This is a genomic window from Leisingera sp. M658 (assembly GCF_025144145.1).
Classification (GTDB): Bacteria; Pseudomonadota; Alphaproteobacteria; order Rhodobacterales; family Rhodobacteraceae; genus Leisingera.
This window is the reverse complement of record NZ_CP083546.1, coordinates 363,374-379,782: the sequence shown is the minus strand read 5'-3', so window position 1 is coordinate 379,782 and position 16,409 is coordinate 363,374. Positions and strand designations below refer to the sequence as shown.

At 63.2% G+C, this 16,409-nt stretch carries 14 protein-coding genes; 6 read left to right on the top strand and 8 right to left on the bottom strand.

Going from position 1 to position 16,409, the window contains the following annotated elements:
* Nucleotides 1-25: 25 nt before the first annotated feature.
* Nucleotides 26-1,330, bottom strand: a complete 1,305-nt coding sequence (locus tag K3724_RS01970; protein WP_259989565.1) for an HlyD family type I secretion periplasmic adaptor subunit — start codon at nucleotides 1,328-1,330, stop codon at nucleotides 26-28.
* Complete coding sequence (locus K3724_RS01965) at nucleotides 1,327-3,060, bottom strand: type I secretion system permease/ATPase (RefSeq protein ID WP_259989563.1); 1,734 nt, start codon at nucleotides 3,058-3,060, stop codon at nucleotides 1,327-1,329. Before K3724_RS01965 ends, K3724_RS01970 begins: the two co-directional genes overlap by 4 nt.
* Nucleotides 3,061-3,222: 162 nt before the next feature.
* Between K3724_RS01965 and K3724_RS01960 the strand changes: the two genes are divergently transcribed.
* On the top strand, nucleotides 3,223-3,984 hold the full coding sequence (locus K3724_RS01960) for a VacJ family lipoprotein (RefSeq protein ID WP_259989561.1): 762 nt from the start codon (nucleotides 3,223-3,225) through the stop codon (nucleotides 3,982-3,984).
* A 2-nt stretch (nucleotides 3,985-3,986) separates the two neighbouring features.
* Nucleotides 3,987-4,583 (top strand): phospholipid-binding protein MlaC, encoded by a 597-nt coding sequence (locus K3724_RS01955; RefSeq protein WP_259989558.1) that lies wholly within the window; start codon nucleotides 3,987-3,989, stop codon nucleotides 4,581-4,583.
* A gap of 268 nt (nucleotides 4,584-4,851) precedes the next feature.
* Here the strand turns inward: K3724_RS01955 and K3724_RS01950 are convergent, their stop codons facing one another.
* The gene (locus K3724_RS01950) at nucleotides 4,852-7,071 is read right to left on the bottom strand and encodes a transglycosylase domain-containing protein (RefSeq protein WP_259989556.1); all 2,220 of its coding nucleotides are present in this window, start codon (nucleotides 7,069-7,071) and stop codon (nucleotides 4,852-4,854) included.
* A gap of 272 nt (nucleotides 7,072-7,343) precedes the next feature.
* Between K3724_RS01950 and K3724_RS01945 the strand changes: the two genes are divergently transcribed.
* Nucleotides 7,344-7,697: a P-II family nitrogen regulator gene (locus tag K3724_RS01945; protein WP_259989554.1), complete on the top strand. Its 354-nt coding sequence runs from the start codon at nucleotides 7,344-7,346 to the stop codon at nucleotides 7,695-7,697.
* 26 nt (nucleotides 7,698-7,723) lie between these two features.
* A complete protein-coding gene (locus K3724_RS01940; protein ID WP_259989552.1) occupies nucleotides 7,724-9,058 on the top strand; it encodes an ammonium transporter in 1,335 nt (444 codons plus the stop codon).
* Between the two features lie 183 nt (nucleotides 9,059-9,241).
* Here the strand turns inward: K3724_RS01940 and K3724_RS01935 are convergent, their stop codons facing one another.
* Complete coding sequence (locus K3724_RS01935; protein WP_259989550.1) at nucleotides 9,242-10,426, bottom strand: amino acid aminotransferase; 1,185 nt, start codon at nucleotides 10,424-10,426, stop codon at nucleotides 9,242-9,244.
* Nucleotides 10,426-11,280 carry a 3-mercaptopyruvate sulfurtransferase gene (gene sseA / locus K3724_RS01930; protein ID WP_259992541.1) on the bottom strand — a complete coding sequence of 285 codons (855 nt, stop codon included), beginning with the start codon at nucleotides 11,278-11,280 and terminating at the stop codon, nucleotides 10,426-10,428. The genes K3724_RS01935 and sseA overlap by 1 nt, the downstream gene beginning before the upstream one ends.
* 164 nt (nucleotides 11,281-11,444) lie before the next feature.
* On the opposite strand from sseA, the gene K3724_RS01925 reads away from it, so the two are divergent.
* On the top strand, nucleotides 11,445-12,653 hold the full coding sequence (locus tag K3724_RS01925) for a leucine-rich repeat domain-containing protein (RefSeq protein WP_259989548.1): 1,209 nt from the start codon (nucleotides 11,445-11,447) through the stop codon (nucleotides 12,651-12,653).
* A gap of 335 nt (nucleotides 12,654-12,988) precedes the next feature.
* On the opposite strand, the gene smpB is transcribed toward K3724_RS01925, so the two are convergent.
* The 3 genes from smpB to K3724_RS01910 all read right to left on the bottom strand — a co-directional run bounded on the left by smpB (nucleotide 12,989) and on the right by K3724_RS01910 (nucleotide 15,013).
* The gene (smpB, locus tag K3724_RS01920) at nucleotides 12,989-13,471 is read right to left on the bottom strand and encodes an SsrA-binding protein SmpB (protein ID WP_259989546.1); all 483 of its coding nucleotides are present in this window, start codon (nucleotides 13,469-13,471) and stop codon (nucleotides 12,989-12,991) included.
* A 45-nt stretch (nucleotides 13,472-13,516) separates the two neighbouring features.
* A complete protein-coding gene (locus tag K3724_RS01915) occupies nucleotides 13,517-14,371 on the bottom strand; it encodes a DMT family transporter (RefSeq protein ID WP_259989544.1) in 855 nt (284 codons plus the stop codon).
* 81 nt (nucleotides 14,372-14,452) lie between these two features.
* Complete coding sequence (locus K3724_RS01910) at nucleotides 14,453-15,013, bottom strand: helix-turn-helix domain-containing protein (protein WP_259989542.1); 561 nt, start codon at nucleotides 15,011-15,013, stop codon at nucleotides 14,453-14,455.
* Nucleotides 15,014-15,118: 105 nt separating this feature from the next.
* Here K3724_RS01910 and K3724_RS01905 point away from each other — a divergent pair, with 105 nt between their 5' ends.
* Nucleotides 15,119-16,297: a benzoate/H(+) symporter BenE family transporter gene (locus K3724_RS01905; RefSeq protein WP_259989540.1), complete on the top strand. Its 1,179-nt coding sequence runs from the start codon at nucleotides 15,119-15,121 to the stop codon at nucleotides 16,295-16,297.
* Nucleotides 16,298-16,409: the final 112 nt, after the last annotated feature.

The window sequence follows — 16,409 nt, the reverse complement described above, 5'->3', positions numbered from 1 at the left end:
GCAATCTTGGCCTTACTTTGTGCCGTCAGCTTTCGCGGAAGGCCTTGTTGAAATAATCCGCGAGCGGCTTGACCAGATAGGCCAGCGGCGAGCGCGCGTCGGTGCGGATGTAGCTTTCCACCGGCATCCCCGGGATCAGCACCGTGCCGGCAGGCAGGCGGCCGCGTTCGCCGGGGTTGAGCTCGATCTCGGCGCGGTAATAGGACACCCCACTGCCCTGATCCTCAAACGAATCCGCCGAGACCTGGGTGACATGGCCAAAGAGCTCGGGCGTCGAGCGCTGGTCCAGCGCCGAGAACCGCAAGGTGACCTCCTGGCCGGTGTACAGCTGGTCGATATCCGTCGGCGCCACCTGCGCCGCAATCACCAGCGGCCGGTCCTGCGGCACCAGGTACAAAACCGGATCCGCGGGGCGGATCACCGAGCGCGGCGTCTGCACCTGCAGCCCGTAGACAATGCCGGAGACCGGCGCGGTGATGTCCAGCCGCGCCAGCCGCCCCTGCAGCGAGCGGCGGTTTTCGGCCAGCTCCAGCTCCTGGTAGCGCAGGTCGCGCAGCCGGCTGATTGCCTCCTCGCGCTGGCTGGTGGCCAGCTTCAGGATCTCGATGTCGATCTCGGTGATGCGGCCCTCGGACTGCGCCTCCGTGGCCACCAGCTCGCCCAGCTGCCCCTCGAGGCTGGCCTGGGTGCGGCGCAGGTTCAGCACCGTCGCCGCCTGCGCCAGCCCGCGGTCCAGAAGCGACTGCTGGCTTTCCAGCTCCTCGCCGATCAGCTCCAGCTGCACATTCATCGAGGTTTGCTGCGCCTCCACACCGCGGATCTGCTCCTGGATCTGGGTGCGGCGCTTCTCCAGCTGTTCGATCTCGCGGGCGGTGGTGTCCTTGCGGGCTTCAAACAGGCGGCGCTGGCCCTCGGTCAGATCGCTGACATCCGGCTGCACTTCAGCCGCCTCCAGCAGTTCCGGCTCAAAGGTGATCGCGGCGGCGGTGTCGCGCTCGGCCTCCAGCCGGCCGCGGCGCGCCATCAGTTCGAACAGCTGGCCCTCGGTGATCACCAGCTGCGAGGTCAGCTCATTGGCATCCAGCCGGATCAGCGTGGCGCCTTCGGCCACGGTGTCGCCCTCATCAACCAGGATTTCGGCCACGATGCCGCCGTCCAGATGCTGCACGATCTGGCGGTTGCGGTCGACCTCGATGCGCCCCGTCGCCACCACCGCGCCGGAAATCGACGACAGCACCGACCAGGAGCCGAAGCCGCCCACCAGCACCAGCAGCGCCAAAAGGCCGATGATCAGCGGCCGCCGGGCCGGCCAGTTGCTTTGCCCGTTCATCGCACGCCTCCTGTGCCAGTGGCCTGGCGGATGTTCTGGTGGTTGGCGACCATTTCCTGCAGCACCTTGTCCTTGGGGCCAAAGGCGGTCTGGGTGCCCTTGTCGATCACCAGCAGCATGTCGCATTCCTGGATCGCCGCGGGCCGGTGCGCCATGATCAGCACCGAGCGGCCCTCGGCCTTGATCTGCTTGATCGCCTGATTGAGCGCAATCGAGCCTTCATTGTCGAGGTTCGAGTTCGGCTCGTCCAGGATCACGATCACCGGATCGGCATACAGCGCGCGGGCCAGCCCGACCCGCTGCATCTGGCCGCCCGACAGCCGCCCGCCGGTGGCGGTGACCTTGGTGTCATAGCCTTCGGGCAGTTTCAGGATCATTTCATGGGCGGCGGCCTTCTTGGCGGCTTCCACCACTTTTTCGGCATCCGGCTGCTGCTGCAGCCGGGCGATGTTCTGGGCAATGGTGCCGTCGAACACCTGCACCCGCTGCGGCAGATAGCCGATATGGCCGCCCAGCACATCCGGCGCGTATTGATCCAGCGCCGCACCGTCCAGCCGCACCGAGCCCGCGGCCGGCGCCCAGACCCCGGTCAGCGCCCGCGCCAGGGTCGATTTGCCCGAGCCCGACGGCCCGATCACCCCGATCGCCTGGCCTGGCTGCACCCGGAAGCTGACATTGCGCAGCAGCGGCGTCTTGCTGCCCGGCGGCACCACCGCCATGCCCTGCACTTCCAGCAGCGCCTTGGGTTTCGGCAGCGCCGTGCGCTCGGCCTCCTCCGGCACTTTGGCCAGCAGTTCGGCCAGGCTGTGCCAGCCCTTCAGCGCCCGCTGCACCATCGCCCATTGGCCCAGGCCCAGTTCGATCGGCGCCAGGGCGCGGCCCATCAGGATCGACCCCGCGATCATCGCCCCCGGCGTCACCTCGCCCTGCAGCACCAGATAGGCGCCCAGCCCCAGCATCGCCGACTGCAGGAACAGCCGCAGCGTCTTGGTCAGCGTGGTGAAGCCGCCGCCGGTGTCATTGGCCGTCACACTGTCGGTGAGCGCCGCATCGCGGCCTTGCTTCCAGCGCCCGAAAGCCGCGCCGCGCATGCCCATCGACTGGATCATCTCGGCCTCGTTGCGGATCTCCTCGGACATCAGGTTGGCCTTGTGGCCGGTCATATTGGCCTTTTGCACCGGCAGCCGGGTGAACAGCTGGTTGAGGATCGCAATCATCACCAGCACTGCGCCGCCGCCCAGGGCCAGCAGCCCAAGCCAGGGATGGAACAGGGCAATGCCCGCCAAAAAGACCGGGGTCCAGGGCAGGTCGAAGGCGGCGGTCAGCACCGGCGAGGAGATCAGCCGCTGCACCGATTCCAGATCCTGCAGCCCGGTCTGCGCCGCCGGATCCTGCGCCACCGCCGAGCGCCGGATCATCGCATCGAACACCCGGTGGTCCAGCGCCGCCTGCAGCCGCGCCCCGACCCGCGCCATGATCCGGCCGCGGGCATAATCCAACAGCCCCATCATGCCGTAGAGGAACACCACCAGCAGCGACAGCGCCAGCAGCGTCGCCTCCGAGCGGCTGCCCAGCACCCGGTCATAGACCTGCATCATATACAGAGGCCCGGTCAGCATCAGCAGGTTCACGAAGAAACTGAAAATCCCGGTGAACCAGTACAGCCCCCGGCTCTGCTGCCGCACCGCCCGAAGCTCATCATAACCGCTCTTATAAATGCTTTTATTCATGGTCAGTCTGCAATAGAAGTTCCCGGGCCATTGGTAGTGCCTGAATTTGTATCAGAACAGACACAAGCTGGTGAATAAATGTAATCGCACTGGAAATAGGCTGAGGAACCCTTATTTGCCCTCCGACCCGTCTGTTCCAGCATCAATTGGACACTTACCCGAATGCCTTTTCATTTGCGACCGCTGAAATTTGTATCTGCGCTGATTTTGGCCGTTTTTGCGGCCGGCTGCGCAAAACAGGATCCGGTTGCGCGGGCCTCGGGTGAAGTTTTTGACCCTTATGAGCGCACCAACCGCGGAATTCACGCCTTCAACCGCGGCGTTGACCGGCTGGCCTTCCGGCCTGCCTCTAAAGGCTATGTGGCAATCGTGCCCGCGCCAATGGTGACCAGTTTCTCGCATTTTGCCGAGAACCTGTCGATGCCCGGACAGATGGTCAACGCGCTGCTGCAGGGCGATCTGAAACTGGCCGGCAATGCCTTTTCGCGGTTTGTGATCAACTCTACCGTTGGCTTTGCCGGGCTTGCCGACCCGGCCAGCGAATTCAATGTGCCTGCGGTCGATACCGATTTCGGCGAGACATTGCACACCTGGGGCGTCGGCGAAGGCGCCTATGTGGAGCTGCCCTTGCTGGGCCCTTCCACCAGCCGCGACGCGGTCGGGGTTGCCGTCGATTTCTTCACCAACCCGCTGGGCTACGCCGAGCAGAATACTGCCGACAATATCACAATTTACGCTGAGATCGTGCGCCGCATGGGCGATCGTGGCAACTATTCCGACACGATCGACTCGATTCTCTACGAGAGCGCCGACAGCTATGCGCAATCGCGCCTGATCTATCTGCAGAACCGCCGGTTCCAGCTGGGCGATGGCGAGGAGATCCAGGAGATCGATCCGTTCGAACTGAACACTGAAGGATTTTGAATATGGACCGCCGCAAATTCCTGACTGGCCTGGGCGCCGGAGCCGCTGCTCTGATTGCCGCACCGCAAGCCCTGTGGGCGCTGACCGAGAACAGCGCCAGCACGCTGATCAACAGCCTGGTTGGCGACATCAACCGGGTGATCGATTCCGGCAAGGGCGAGAACGCCATGTTCCGCGAGTTTGAGCGGATCTTCCAGCGTTACAGCGACACCTCCTATATCGCCGCCTATGCGCTGGGTGTGGACGGGCGCCGGGCGTCCTCGTCCCAGAAGAAGGCCTTTTCCAAGGCGTTCCAGGGCTATATCTCGCGCAAATACGGCAAGCGCTTCCGCGAATTCATCGGCGGCAAGCTGGAAGTCAAAGGCGTCAAGAAGGTGAAGAAATGGTATGAGGTGAGCACCATAGCCTACCTCAAGGGCCAGTCGCCGTTTGAAGTGACCTTCCTGGTGTCGGACCGCTCCGGCCAGGATCTGTTCTTCAATATGTTCATCGAAGGTGTGAACCTGCTCTTGACCGAACGCACCGAGATCGGCGCCATCCTGGACAGCCACAAGGGCGACATCGACGCGCTGATTGCAGAGTTGAAGCGGTTGAGCTGAAACACGCACATAACGAATGACGGTCAAAGGGCTCCCTGCGGGGAGCCTTTTCTATTTGGCGGGTCAGTCCGGTGCCTTGCGGAGCAAAGGCGAAAACTCCCGCCCGTCGCTGCAGCATCCTGGATGCTGCGCTCCCGTTGGGCCTGGCGCCCTGCCCGGCGGGCAGGGCGTGCGCCGCACCGTCAGGTGCGGCGCCGGACCCAACTGGCGTAGGCACCCCTCAGGGGGGCCTTCACCGGGCGGGAGCCCCACGTTTGCTGCAATTCAGTCAGTTGCCCAGGATGTCGCGCAGGATATTGTCCACCGCGCGGCCCAGTTCCTTGCCCAGCTGCGGCCCCTGACGGCGGCGGCGCTCGCGCCGGGTTTGCTGCGGCGGCGGGGCGATCGGGGCAGGCTCCAGCATCGGCAGCGGCTTGGGAGTAAGACCGTCATGCACCCGCACCATGGTCTCGCGCCAGATCTCGGCCGGCAGGCCGCCGCCGGTCACACCCGATAGCGGCGTGTTGTCGTCATAGCCCATCCAGACCCCCGCCACATAATCCGCGGTAAACCCGATGAACCAGGCATCCTTGGCCGCAGAAGTCGTCCCCGATTTTCCTGCCGCCTGCCAGCCCGGGATTTGCGCCCGCTTGCCGGTGCCGCCCGAAATCACTTTTTCCATCATCCAGACCAGCTGCTGGGCGGCTTCGGGGCGGATCACCCGTTCGCCGATGCCGCCGCTGGCGCCCATCAGCGCGTCGCTGTCGTTCACCAGCTTCAGCTCGGTCACCCCGTAGGGCGTTACCGAGGAACCGCCATTGAGGATGCCCGCATAGGCTCCGGTCATCTCCAGCAGAGTGCTTTCCGAGGCCCCCAGCGCCAGCGCCGGGCCTGCGGCCAGATCGCTGTCAATGCCGAAATCCTTGGCCACGATGCTGACCTTGTCTCGGCCCACCGCCTCGGAGACTTTCACCGCCGGCACATTCAGGGAATCCCGCAACGCCCGGGCCAGGGTGACTTCGCCATAATACTTCCGGGTATAATTCTCGGGGCACCACTGGCCGGAGCCGGGAATATTCATGCAGTATTTCGCGTCCAGCACCCGGTCGTAGGGCGAATAGCCCAGTTCCAGCGCTGTGGCATAGACAAAAGGTTTAAAGGCCGATCCGGTCTGGCGTTTGGCCTGGGTTGCCCGGTTGAACACGCCGGAGACCCGCGTCTTGCGCCCCCCCACCATCGCGCGCACGGCACCATCGGCGCTCATCACCACAATGGCCGCCTGCGCCTTGGAGCCAGGGCGGACCTTATTCTCAAAGATGTACTTCAGTGCTTCCTCAGCCGCGCCCTGCAGGCGCTGATCGAGAGTGGAACGGATCACCACATCCTCGGTGGTCTGATCACCCAGAAAATCCGGAATGGAATCCATCACCCAATCGGCAAAATACCCGCCCGCCCGCGCCGCCGCGGCTTCGCTCAGCACGGCCGGGGCGTTCTGGTTCTGCTGCATCTCGGCGGCGGTCAGATAGCCCTGCTCCTGCATCAGCCGCAGCACGGTGGCCGCCCGGTCCTGTGAACGTTGCAGATTGTTGGTCGGCGCCAGCGTCGAGGGCGCAGTCAGCAGACCCGCCAGCATCGCACCCTCGGCCGGGTTCAGCTGGTTGGCAGACTTTCCAAAATAGCGTTGCGCCGCAGCTTCGGCACCGTATGCGCCGCCGCCCATATAGGCGCGGTTCATGTAGATCGAGAGGATCTCGTCCTTGGTGTATTTGGCTTCCATCGCCAGGGCAAAGATCGCCTCGGTGCCCTTGCGCCACAGCGAGCCCTTGCGGCAGTCGGCCTCGTAAGCGCTTTCACTTTTCCATTCGGTGGGATCATAGACCCGGCCCAGGCACAGCAGCTTCGCCGCCTGCTGGGTGATGGTGGAGCCGCCATGGCCTGACAGCGGCCCGCGCCCTTCGCGCAGGTTGATGCGGATGGCGCTGGCAACGCCGCGCGGGGAGATGCCGAAGTGGCGGTAAAACCGCTTGTCCTCGGTCGCGACAACCGCGTTTTTCAGGTGCGGCGAAACCGTATCGGCCCGGATGACCCCGCCAAACTGATCGCCGCGCCAGGCAAAGACGTCGCCCTTGCGGTCCAGCAGGGTGACCGACCCGCGCGCGCGCCCGTCGAGATAAGCCGAAACCTCGGGCAGTTTGGCATATTGCAACGCCACAGCCAGACCGACCAGCAGGCAGACCACCATGCCGACCCGCCAGCTGAAGCCCCAGACCAGCCGGAACACCCAGACAAAAGGCGCCAGCAAGAGACCGGTGAAGCCGCGCTTCTTCGGGGCCGGTTTCGCCCGTGTCTTCTTGCGGAAAAACAGGCCGAACAGGCCGGTCTTCTTGGGTTTGGCCTTGCGTGCGGGTTTCTTGCGCGCAGGCTTTTTCGCAGCGGAAGGTTTGCCCTTGCCGCCTGCGGAATAGCGTTTTTCTGCCACCAAAGGCTTGCGCCCGGATCCTTGTGCCATCGTCATGTCCTGCCCGGTTTGCCCGTTTCCCGGGACAATACCCTGCCCGCCCCGGTTTGTAGAGGGGGCAGAATCCGGAGCTTTCCCCCTTTGCCAGATGGCCGGTTTTTAAGCGAAGCGGGCAAAAGGCGCAAAATTATTGTGCGTGCGCAGAATGACACGCGGAAACTTGCTGGCCTTGGGCTTTGCACGACTCGGGCCGGGGGTTTTGCTGCAGGTGCACAATGCATCGGCTTGGGGCCGGAGCAGCGCGGAAACCAAGGGATGCAGAGATGAAAATGATCATAGCCGCCATCAAACCCTTCAAGCTGGACGAGGTCCGCGAGGCGCTGACCGGTCTTGGCGTGAGCGGGCTGATGGTTACCGAAATCAAAGGCTTTGGCGCCCAGGCCGGGCACACGGAAATCTACCGCGGCGCCGAATACGAGGTGACTTTTGTGCCGAAGCTGAAGCTGGAACTTGTGGTGCCCGCCGATCAGGCCGACCAGGCCGTCAGCGCGATTTCCGAGACCGCCCGCACAGGGAAGCTGGGTGAAGGCAAGATCGGCGACGGCAAGATTTTTGTTCTGGACGTGGAACAGGCCGTGCGGGTGCGCACCGGCGAAACCAACCTCGAGGCGCTCTGAAGGCGCCCGGCATGGAGGAAAGACTTATGAAGACCCTGAAACTCCCCCTGGCGGCCCTGGCACTGGCCGCGCTGCCGGGTCTGGCACTGGCCCAGGACGGCCCTGCGCCGGGTGTGAATCCCGCGACCGACACCGTGTTTATCCTGAACTCGCTGCTGTTTCTGATCGGCGGCTGCCTGGTGTTCTGGATGGCCGCTGGCTTTGCCATGCTGGAGGCCGGGCTGGTGCGGTCCAAGAATGTGACCATGCAGCTGACCAAGAACATGGCACTGTTCTCGCTGGCCGCCGTATTCTACTGGCTGATCGGCTATAACCTGATGTATCCGCTGGGCAATTGGGCGGTTGACGGTGTGCTGTCCGGCGTCTTCGGCCCCGGTGTGCTGGAGGCGGTGGGGATCACCGCGGAAGGTGCAGATGACTATTCCTATGCCGCCACCGGCTCGGACTTCTTCTTTCAGCTGATGTTCTGTGCCGCCACTGCCTCGATTGTTTCGGGCACTTTGGCGGAGCGTATCAAACTGTGGCCTTTCCTGATTTTCACCATCGTTCTGACGTCGGTGATCTACCCGTTCCAGGCCAGCTGGAAATGGGGCGGCGGCTTCCTGGAGCAGATGGGTTTCCTGGACTTCGCAGGCTCCACTGTGGTGCATTCGGTGGGCGGCTGGGCGGCGCTGACCGGAGCGCTGATCCTGGGGCCGCGCATTGGCAAATACAAGGACGGCAAGACCATCCCGATGCCCGGCTCCAACCTGGCGCTGGCGACGCTTGGCACGTTCATCCTGTGGATGGGCTGGTTCGGCTTCAACGGCGGCTCGCAGCTGGCGATGGGCTCAATTGGGGATGTTGCCGATATCTCGCGTATTTTCGCCAATACCAATGCCGCTGCAGCGGGTGGCGCGGTGGCTGCGCTGGTGCTGACGCAAGTGTTGTTCAAAAAGCCGGACCTGACCATGATCCTGAACGGCGCGCTTGCTGGTCTGGTGGCGATCACAGCTGAACCGCTGACGCCGGGCCTGGGTCTCTCCACCCTGATCGGTGCCATCGGCGGCGTGATCGTGGTCTTCGCCGTGCCGTTCCTGGACAAGCTGCAGATCGACGACGTGGTCGGCGCCATCCCGGTGCATCTGCTTTGCGGTATCTGGGGCACTGTTGCGGTCGTGTTGTCGAACCCTGATGCAACGCTGCTGAAACAGCTGACCGGGATTGCCGTGGTGGGGGTCTTCACCATCGCCGCCTCGGCCATAGTGTGGGTCATCCTGCGCGCCACCACCGGCATCCGGGTGGAGGAAGAGGATGAGGTCAACGGGCTGGACATGGCGGAGCTGGGCATGGAGGCCTATCCGGAATTCTCGCCGAGCTGACCCCTTGCACGGTATTGAAACAAGAGGACGGCGCTTTCATGGAGCGCCGTCTGTGCATTTGCAGCGCGCAAAAGTTTTGGAAAACTTTTGCCAAGACTTTTCCAAAAGTCTTGGATTTGCAGCCGCCATAGAAAAACGCGCCCCTGAAAGGAGCGCGTTTCGGCTTGTCCTGACGGCGCGGCCTCAGACGCCGGCGTCGACGATCGCCTTGGCCAGCACAGGTACAGTTTGCGCATTAAGACCGGCGATGTTCAGGCGGCTGTCGCCGACCATGTAAATGCCATTGTCCACCCGCATCTTCTCGACCAGATCCGGCGTGGTGCCCAGAAGCGAGAACATGCCGCGGTGCTGGGCGATGAAGCCGAACCGGTCCGAGCCGGTCAGCCGCTGCAATTCATCCGCAAGGTTTTGGCGCAGGTCCAGCATGCCAAGGCGCACGTCTTCCAGCTCTGCCGCCCAATCGGCACGCAAGGCTTCATCGTTCAGGATCATCGTCACCAGACGCGCGCCGTGGTCCGGCGGAAAAGAGTAATTCTGCCGGTTCAGAAACGCCAGCGTGCCCTGGTTCAACCCTTGCGCCCCCGCGTCGTTGGACACCGCCATCAGCAGGCCAGTGCGTTCGCGGTAGATGCCGAAGTTCTTGGAGCAGCTGGCTGCGATCAGCACCTCGGGGCAACTGGAGGCGACCAGGCGCACACCCAGCGCATCCTCTTCCAGACCGTCGCCGAAGCCTTGATAGGCAATGTCGATCATCGGGATCAGGCCGCGCTCGTTCAAGAGCGCGATGACTTCTTTCCACTGCACCTCATTGAGGTTGGCACCAGTCGGGTTGTGGCAGCAACCGTGCAGCAGCACCACGTCGCCTTTTTGCGCGCCTTTCAGGTCTTCCATCATGCCGTCAAAGTTCACACCGCGGGTGTCGCGGTCGAAATAGCGGTAGGTGACGGTTTCAATGCCGACATAGTTCAGGATCGACACATGGTTCGGCCAGGTCGGGTCCGACACGAACACCCGGGCCTTGGGGTTGGCCATCTTGATCAGCTCAAACGCCTGGCGCACGGCGCCGGTGCCGCCGGGGGTCGCCGCAGCCGCAATGTTTTCACGCGCAACCGCATCGCCCAGGATCAGCTTGATCATCGCATCCGCATAGGCCGGATCACCGGCCAGGCCGACGTAGGCCTTGCTGGTCTGCTCTTCCCACAGCTTATGCTCAGCTGCCTTGATCGCGCGCATCACCGGGGTGACGCCCTCGGCGTTCTTGTAAACGCCGACACCAAGGTCGATCTTGTCCGCACGCGGGTCGTCGCGGTACATTTGCATCAGCGCCAGGATCTTGTCAGCGGGCTGGGGTTTCAGGGTCTCGAACATCAGTTCTCTCCGGTAGCAACGGGAAGGGTCGGGAAGGCACCCCATTCCGACCACGACCCGTCATAGACCGCATGATCGGTCTTGCCGATGCGCTCCAGTGCAAGGCTGAGGACGGCGGCGGTGACGCCCGACCCGCAGGTGGTAATCACAGGTTTGTTCAGATCGGCACCGGCCGCGGCAAACACGGCGCCCAGTCCATCAGCATCTTTCATGGTGCCATCCGCATTCAGCAAGCTGCCAAAGGGCACGTTTTTCGATCCGGGGATATGCCCAGCCCGCAGCCCTTCGCGGGGTTCCGGCACATCGCCGCGGAACCGCTCGGCGGCGCGGGCGTCGATGATTTCATGGTCACCCAGTTTGGCAGCGGACGAAACTTGTGTGACATCGCGGACCATGTGGTTCTGCACCCGTACGGTCATATGACGGTCGCGGATCACCGGCGGCAGGTCTTCAACCGGGCGGCCTTCGGCCTGCCATTTCGGGAAACCGCCGTCCAGCACGGCAATGTTGTGCTGCCCCATCAGCCGGAACAGCCACCAGACCCGGGCGGCGGATTTCAGCCCGGCGGTGTCATAGACCACAACCTGGTGGCCGTCGCCCACACCCATCGCCCGCAGGCGGGACATGAATTTCTCAACCGGCGGCACCATATGCGGCAATTCCGAGCGGTGGTCCGAGATATCATCAATATCAAAAAAGCGCGCGCCAGGGACATGGGCTGCGTCATATTCCGCCTTGGGGTCGCGGTTTTCCTGCGGCAAATACCAGGATGCGTCCAGCACCCGCAGATCCGGATCCTTCAGATGGGCGGCCAGCCAGTCGGTGGAAACCAGCGTCTTCGGATCATCCTGCATCAAAGCGTCTCCCTTTCTGCGCATGCGCCATGGGTACATCCGGCGGCGCAGCGGTGCAAGACCGCGCCGCCCTCTACCTGTGGTTACAAAAATCTTGCGGGCCTTTAACGGAGCGGTAATAACATGGACCCCAGTTTCAGCATTTCATTGCAAAGGCCCATTGTATGTCCGGTTTCCCCAGTTTCCTTGCAGCATTTCTGATTGCAGCGGGCATGTTCTGCCCCGGTGCCTTGCGCGCGGAATGCGTGGATATCGGCAAAACATGCATTGACAGCAACGACTTGAAGGCAAAGGTCCGGATTGGAAACCACACGCCCGACTTGCAGGGGCTGATCCAGTTCACTGAGCTGACTGATCTGACACTGATGGCCGACCTGCGGTTCAAGGACCCCGTCGATCTGTCCCCCCTCGCCGCGATGCCAAAGCTGCAAAGGCTGGCCTTGGTCAACATCACCGCACCGGACCTTGCACCGCTGACCCGGCTGCCGCGGCTGAAGCGGCTCAGTCTTGATTCTGTCCGCGCGCCGGATTTCACCCCGCTGGCCCGGATGACACAGTTGGAGCATCTCTCGGTCTGGGGGGCCGGGGATGTCACCGATCTGTCTTTTGCCAGCGGCCTGACCCGGCTGCAAAGCTTGAATATTGCGGATTCCGGTGTGTCCGACCTAAGCCCGCTATCCGGCCTTACTGATCTGGCAGTCTTTCTTGCCTTCAACACTCAGGTCTCTGACCTCAGCCCGCTGTCGGGCACCAACCTGCAGGTGGCCTGGATCTCCAATTGCCCGGTCAAAAGCGTGGCCGCGCTGGCCGCCTCCGACCGGCTGGAGATGCTGCGCGCCGATGGAACCCAGCTGGAAAACCTGGACGGGCTGGAAGGGAAGCCCGCATTGCACACCCTGATCCTGTCAGACACGCAGGTGAGGGACCTGATCCCGATAACAGGGGCAACCGGTCTGAAGGAGCTGGCCTTGGACGGAACCCGGATCAGCGACATCACACCGCTGAACGGGCTGGATGCGCTGCACAAGCTGAACCTGACAGACACCGCCGTCTCCAGCCTTGCGCCTCTGGCGGGCAAAAACCTGCGTGTGCTGTCGCTCACCAATACTGCCGTGTCCAGCCTTGCTGCGGTGCAGGACATGGAGACCCTTTGGGACTTCAGCATTTCCGGAACAGCCGTCACCGATCTCACCCCGCTTAAGAACCTTAAAGAGCTTTCGATTCTCCGGGCGATCGGCCTGCCCGTCGAGGCGCTGCAGCCGCTGCTGGAGGTTGAAAACCTGCGGATTGTCTTTGCCGGCCCTGACTTCGAGTCGCACAGGCGCCTGCTTGGGAAAGAGAATATAGCCCAGTACATCGCAGCCACCCCCTAACAGGTACAGTTTTAAGGCTGTCTGCACTGGCGCTGATCATCGGCACCGGCAGCGGCACATCCCGCCGGGCCGCGGTCTCTGTCCGGGTTTGATCCAAAAGCGAACCTGCGGGGCAAGGCATATCCGACTAATCAGTCAGATACCCAACGCATCCCTGCCCCCCACGACCCGCCCCGGCGGCACCGGCCGGCTGCAGGGGATTGTCAGGCAGAATAGCACCAAAGCCATGCACGCATCGATATCAGCTTGCAGGCGCACAAACCCTGCTTCTTTCTGGTTGGAAATACCCTCGGGTGAATTGGCCGCCAGGCCAAGAGGGCAGCGCCCTCCCCTGATCAGCGTGCGTCCTTCAGCAGCCGCTGTTTCTGGCGGGACCAGTCGCGCTTGGCCTCACTCGCCCGCTTGTCGTGGTTCTTCTTGCCCTTGGCGATGCCCAGCTTGATTTTGGCGCGGCCCTTGTGGTTGAAGTATAAAACCAGCGGCACCAGGGTCATCCCCTTGCGCTGGGTGGCGTTCCACAGATCCGACAGTTCTTTGCGCGATACCAGCAGCTTGCGGCGGCGGCGCTCTTCGTGCCTGAACAGCTTGGCCTGCTCGTAAGGCGGGATATAGGCGTTCACCAGCCACAGCTCGCCGTTCTCCACCGCGGCATAGCTGTCGGCGATGTTGGAGCCGCCCCCGCGCAGCGCCTTGACCTCGGACCCCTCCAGCATGATGCCGCATTCGATATCGTCTTCGATTGCGTAATCGTACCGCGCCCGGCGGCTCTCGGCGATCACTTTGTAATTCGGGTCGGATGTCTGCTTCTTATTGGCCATGGGAGGCAGATGTAAGGCGGCGCGGCGGCGGGCGCAAGACGCGCATCACGGCTTGCGGCTGCGCAGCAGCGTGAAAACACCGCTGCCGACAATTACTGCGCTGCCGATCAGGGTCAGCATATCGGGCCGTTCGCTAAAAACCAGCACCCCCAGCACCATGGCAAAGATCAGCCTGGTATAGCGGAACGGCGCAATCACCGAGATTTCGCCCGCCCGCATCGCCCCGGACAAAGCGTTATAGGCAATGACGCCGATCCCCGTGGCTGCCGTGATTTTCAGCGAATTGCCCAGACTTGGCCAGACCGCCCCGCCCGTCCAGCCCAGCGCGGCCACACCGGCCACCACCAGCATGGCAAAGCCAAGGAACCCCAGCTGGTTGTTGCTCATGTCCCTGGGCGCCGCGCGGGTGGCCAGATCCCGGCCCGCAAACCCCAGCGTGCCGGCAACCGCAAACAACGAGGCAGGCTCAAACCCGCTCAGGCCCGGACGCAGGATCAGCAGCACCCCGGCAAACCCCAGCCCGATCGCCAGCCAGCGCCGCCAGCCCACCGTCTCGCCAAAGAACACCACAGCACCTGCTGCCACAACCAAAGGCGTCGCCTGCAGGATGGCCGAGGCCGAGGACAAAGGCGTCAGCGCAATCGCCAGCGTGTAACACAGGCGTCCTGCGACCTCTGCCACAGAGCGCAGCAGCATCGGGCGCGTGCCAAAACCCGGGTGCCAGGGAGCGTGACCCTGCGCACGCGCCATCGCAGCAAAGATGACCATGCCGCCAAACCCGAACAGGATCAGAATCTGTCCCACAGGAATGTCGCGGGCCGCGGATTTGATGAACATGTCCTCCAGCGCAAAGGTGGCCATGGCCAGCACCATCAACAGGCTTCCGCGCAGCGTGTCCATTCCGGTGCCCTTTCAAATCCAGAAAACTCAATGGCTTGGGCAATTGGTAGGCCCGCCGCAGACAATGCACAAGTGAAGGATTTAGTCCCGCTGCGTCAGACCTGCCTGCCGGTAGTGGTGCATGTTGAGAAAAGCCGCGCCGGTCCCGGCGCTGCGGTAGCCATGCGGCTGGTCGGCGGCAAAGCGCAACCCCTGCCCGGCCTCCAGCATCACCCATTCGCCGTCTCGCAGCACCTCCATCGACCCGTGCAGCACAAACACTTCCTCGGTGACGCCGGTGTCATGCGGCTGGGACTGGTGGCTTTGCCCTGGCTGCAGCGTGACCTGAAAGGTCTCAGCCCCAAGCAGCGGATCAAAGGGAAAGACAATCTTGACCCCTATACTGCCCGGAAACTGCACCGTCTCATAAACACCGGTGGCCGCGCTTACCGGCCGCGTAGCCTCTCCAATCAGCGCGGTCAGCGGCAGGTGAAACCCTTTGGCGATCTTCCACAGGGTGGCAATCGTCGGGCTTGATTCGCCGCGCTCGATCTGCCCCAGCATTGCCTTGCTGACGCCCGTGATCTCCGCCGCTTTGGACAGGCTAAGCCCCGCCTGCGTACGGATGTTCCGCAAGTTCAGGGTGATGGTTTCATCGCTCATAAGATCCGCCGCTCAAAAAGCACTTGTGCGCTATAACGCACGATGTGTAATGTGCGCTATAACGCACGACACCCCTAGCCGATCCGGCGCCAGAGGAAAAGCCGCATGCTCAAGGATCTGAAACTCTCGCATCTTGTCTCCGGCGCGGTGGCCGTGCTGGTCGGCTATACCGGATCTGTCGCGATCATTTTCCAAGCCATCGAGGCCGTCGGCGCCACCCAGTCCCAGGCCAACAGCTGGATGCTGGTGCTGGGGCTTGGGATGGGGCTGACCTGCCTGATCCTGTCGCTGATCTACCGGATGCCGATCCTGACAGCATGGTCCACCCCCGGCGCGGCGCTGCTGGCTGTCAGCCTCGACGGTGTGCCGCTGGCTGAGGCAGTCGGCGCTTTCATGCTCTGCGCCGTGCTCCTGACCCTCACCGGCGTCACTGGCTGGTTTGCCGCCCTCTCCCGCCTTATCCCGGACAGCCTGGCCAGCGCGATGCTGGCGGGCATACTATTCCAGTTCGGCCTCTCGGCTTTCACGTCGCTGCAAAGTGACACCGCGCTGGTGGCGGTGATGGGTCTCACCTTCCTGGCTGGCCGCAAGCTGTTTCCCCGCTACACAATCCCAGCGGTGCTGGCGGCAGGTGTGACCTGGTGCGCAGCCACCGGCGCCTTTGGCAGCTTGGAGGCGCTGGACCTCACCCTGGCGCGGCCTGAGTTTGTGATGCCCGCCTTCTCGCTGCCGGTTCTCATCGGCATCGGCCTGCCGCTCTATATCGTCACCATGTCCTCGCAGAACATGCCCGGTGTGGTCGCACTCAAGGCCTGCGGATACGAGACACCGGTCTCTGCCAGCCTCACTGTCACCGGGCTGGCCTCGCTTCTGCTCGCACCCTTCGGCGGCTTTGCCTTCAACCTTGCCGCCATCACAGCCGCGATCTGCGCCGGTCCGGAAGCGGATGAGAACCCGGACACCCGCTATCTGGCAGGCGTCATGACGGGCCTCGTCTACATTCTGGTGGGCTTGGGCGGCGCCACCGTCATCAGCCTGTTCCTGATCGCGCCCAAAGCGCTGGTCGCCACTGTCGCGGGCCTTGCGCTGCTCTCGACCATCGGTAACAGCCTGTCTGCCGCTTTGTCAGACGCCAAGGGCCGCGAGGCGGCGCTGATCACCTTCATGACCACAGTGTCCGGCGTCAGCTTCTTTGGAATCGGCGCGCCGTTCTGGGCGCTGGTGCTGGGACTGGCGGTGAATCACTGGCTGAAAAGCCCCGAGCCTGCGCCCGCCCGCGCCTAAGAAACAACCCGAGAGACATTTCACCGCTGAAATCCGGCGCCAACTGCGCCAAAATTACCGAACAGCCCCCCGGCAGGTTGCCTTTATTGCGCAAATCGTGTCCCTGAGGGCA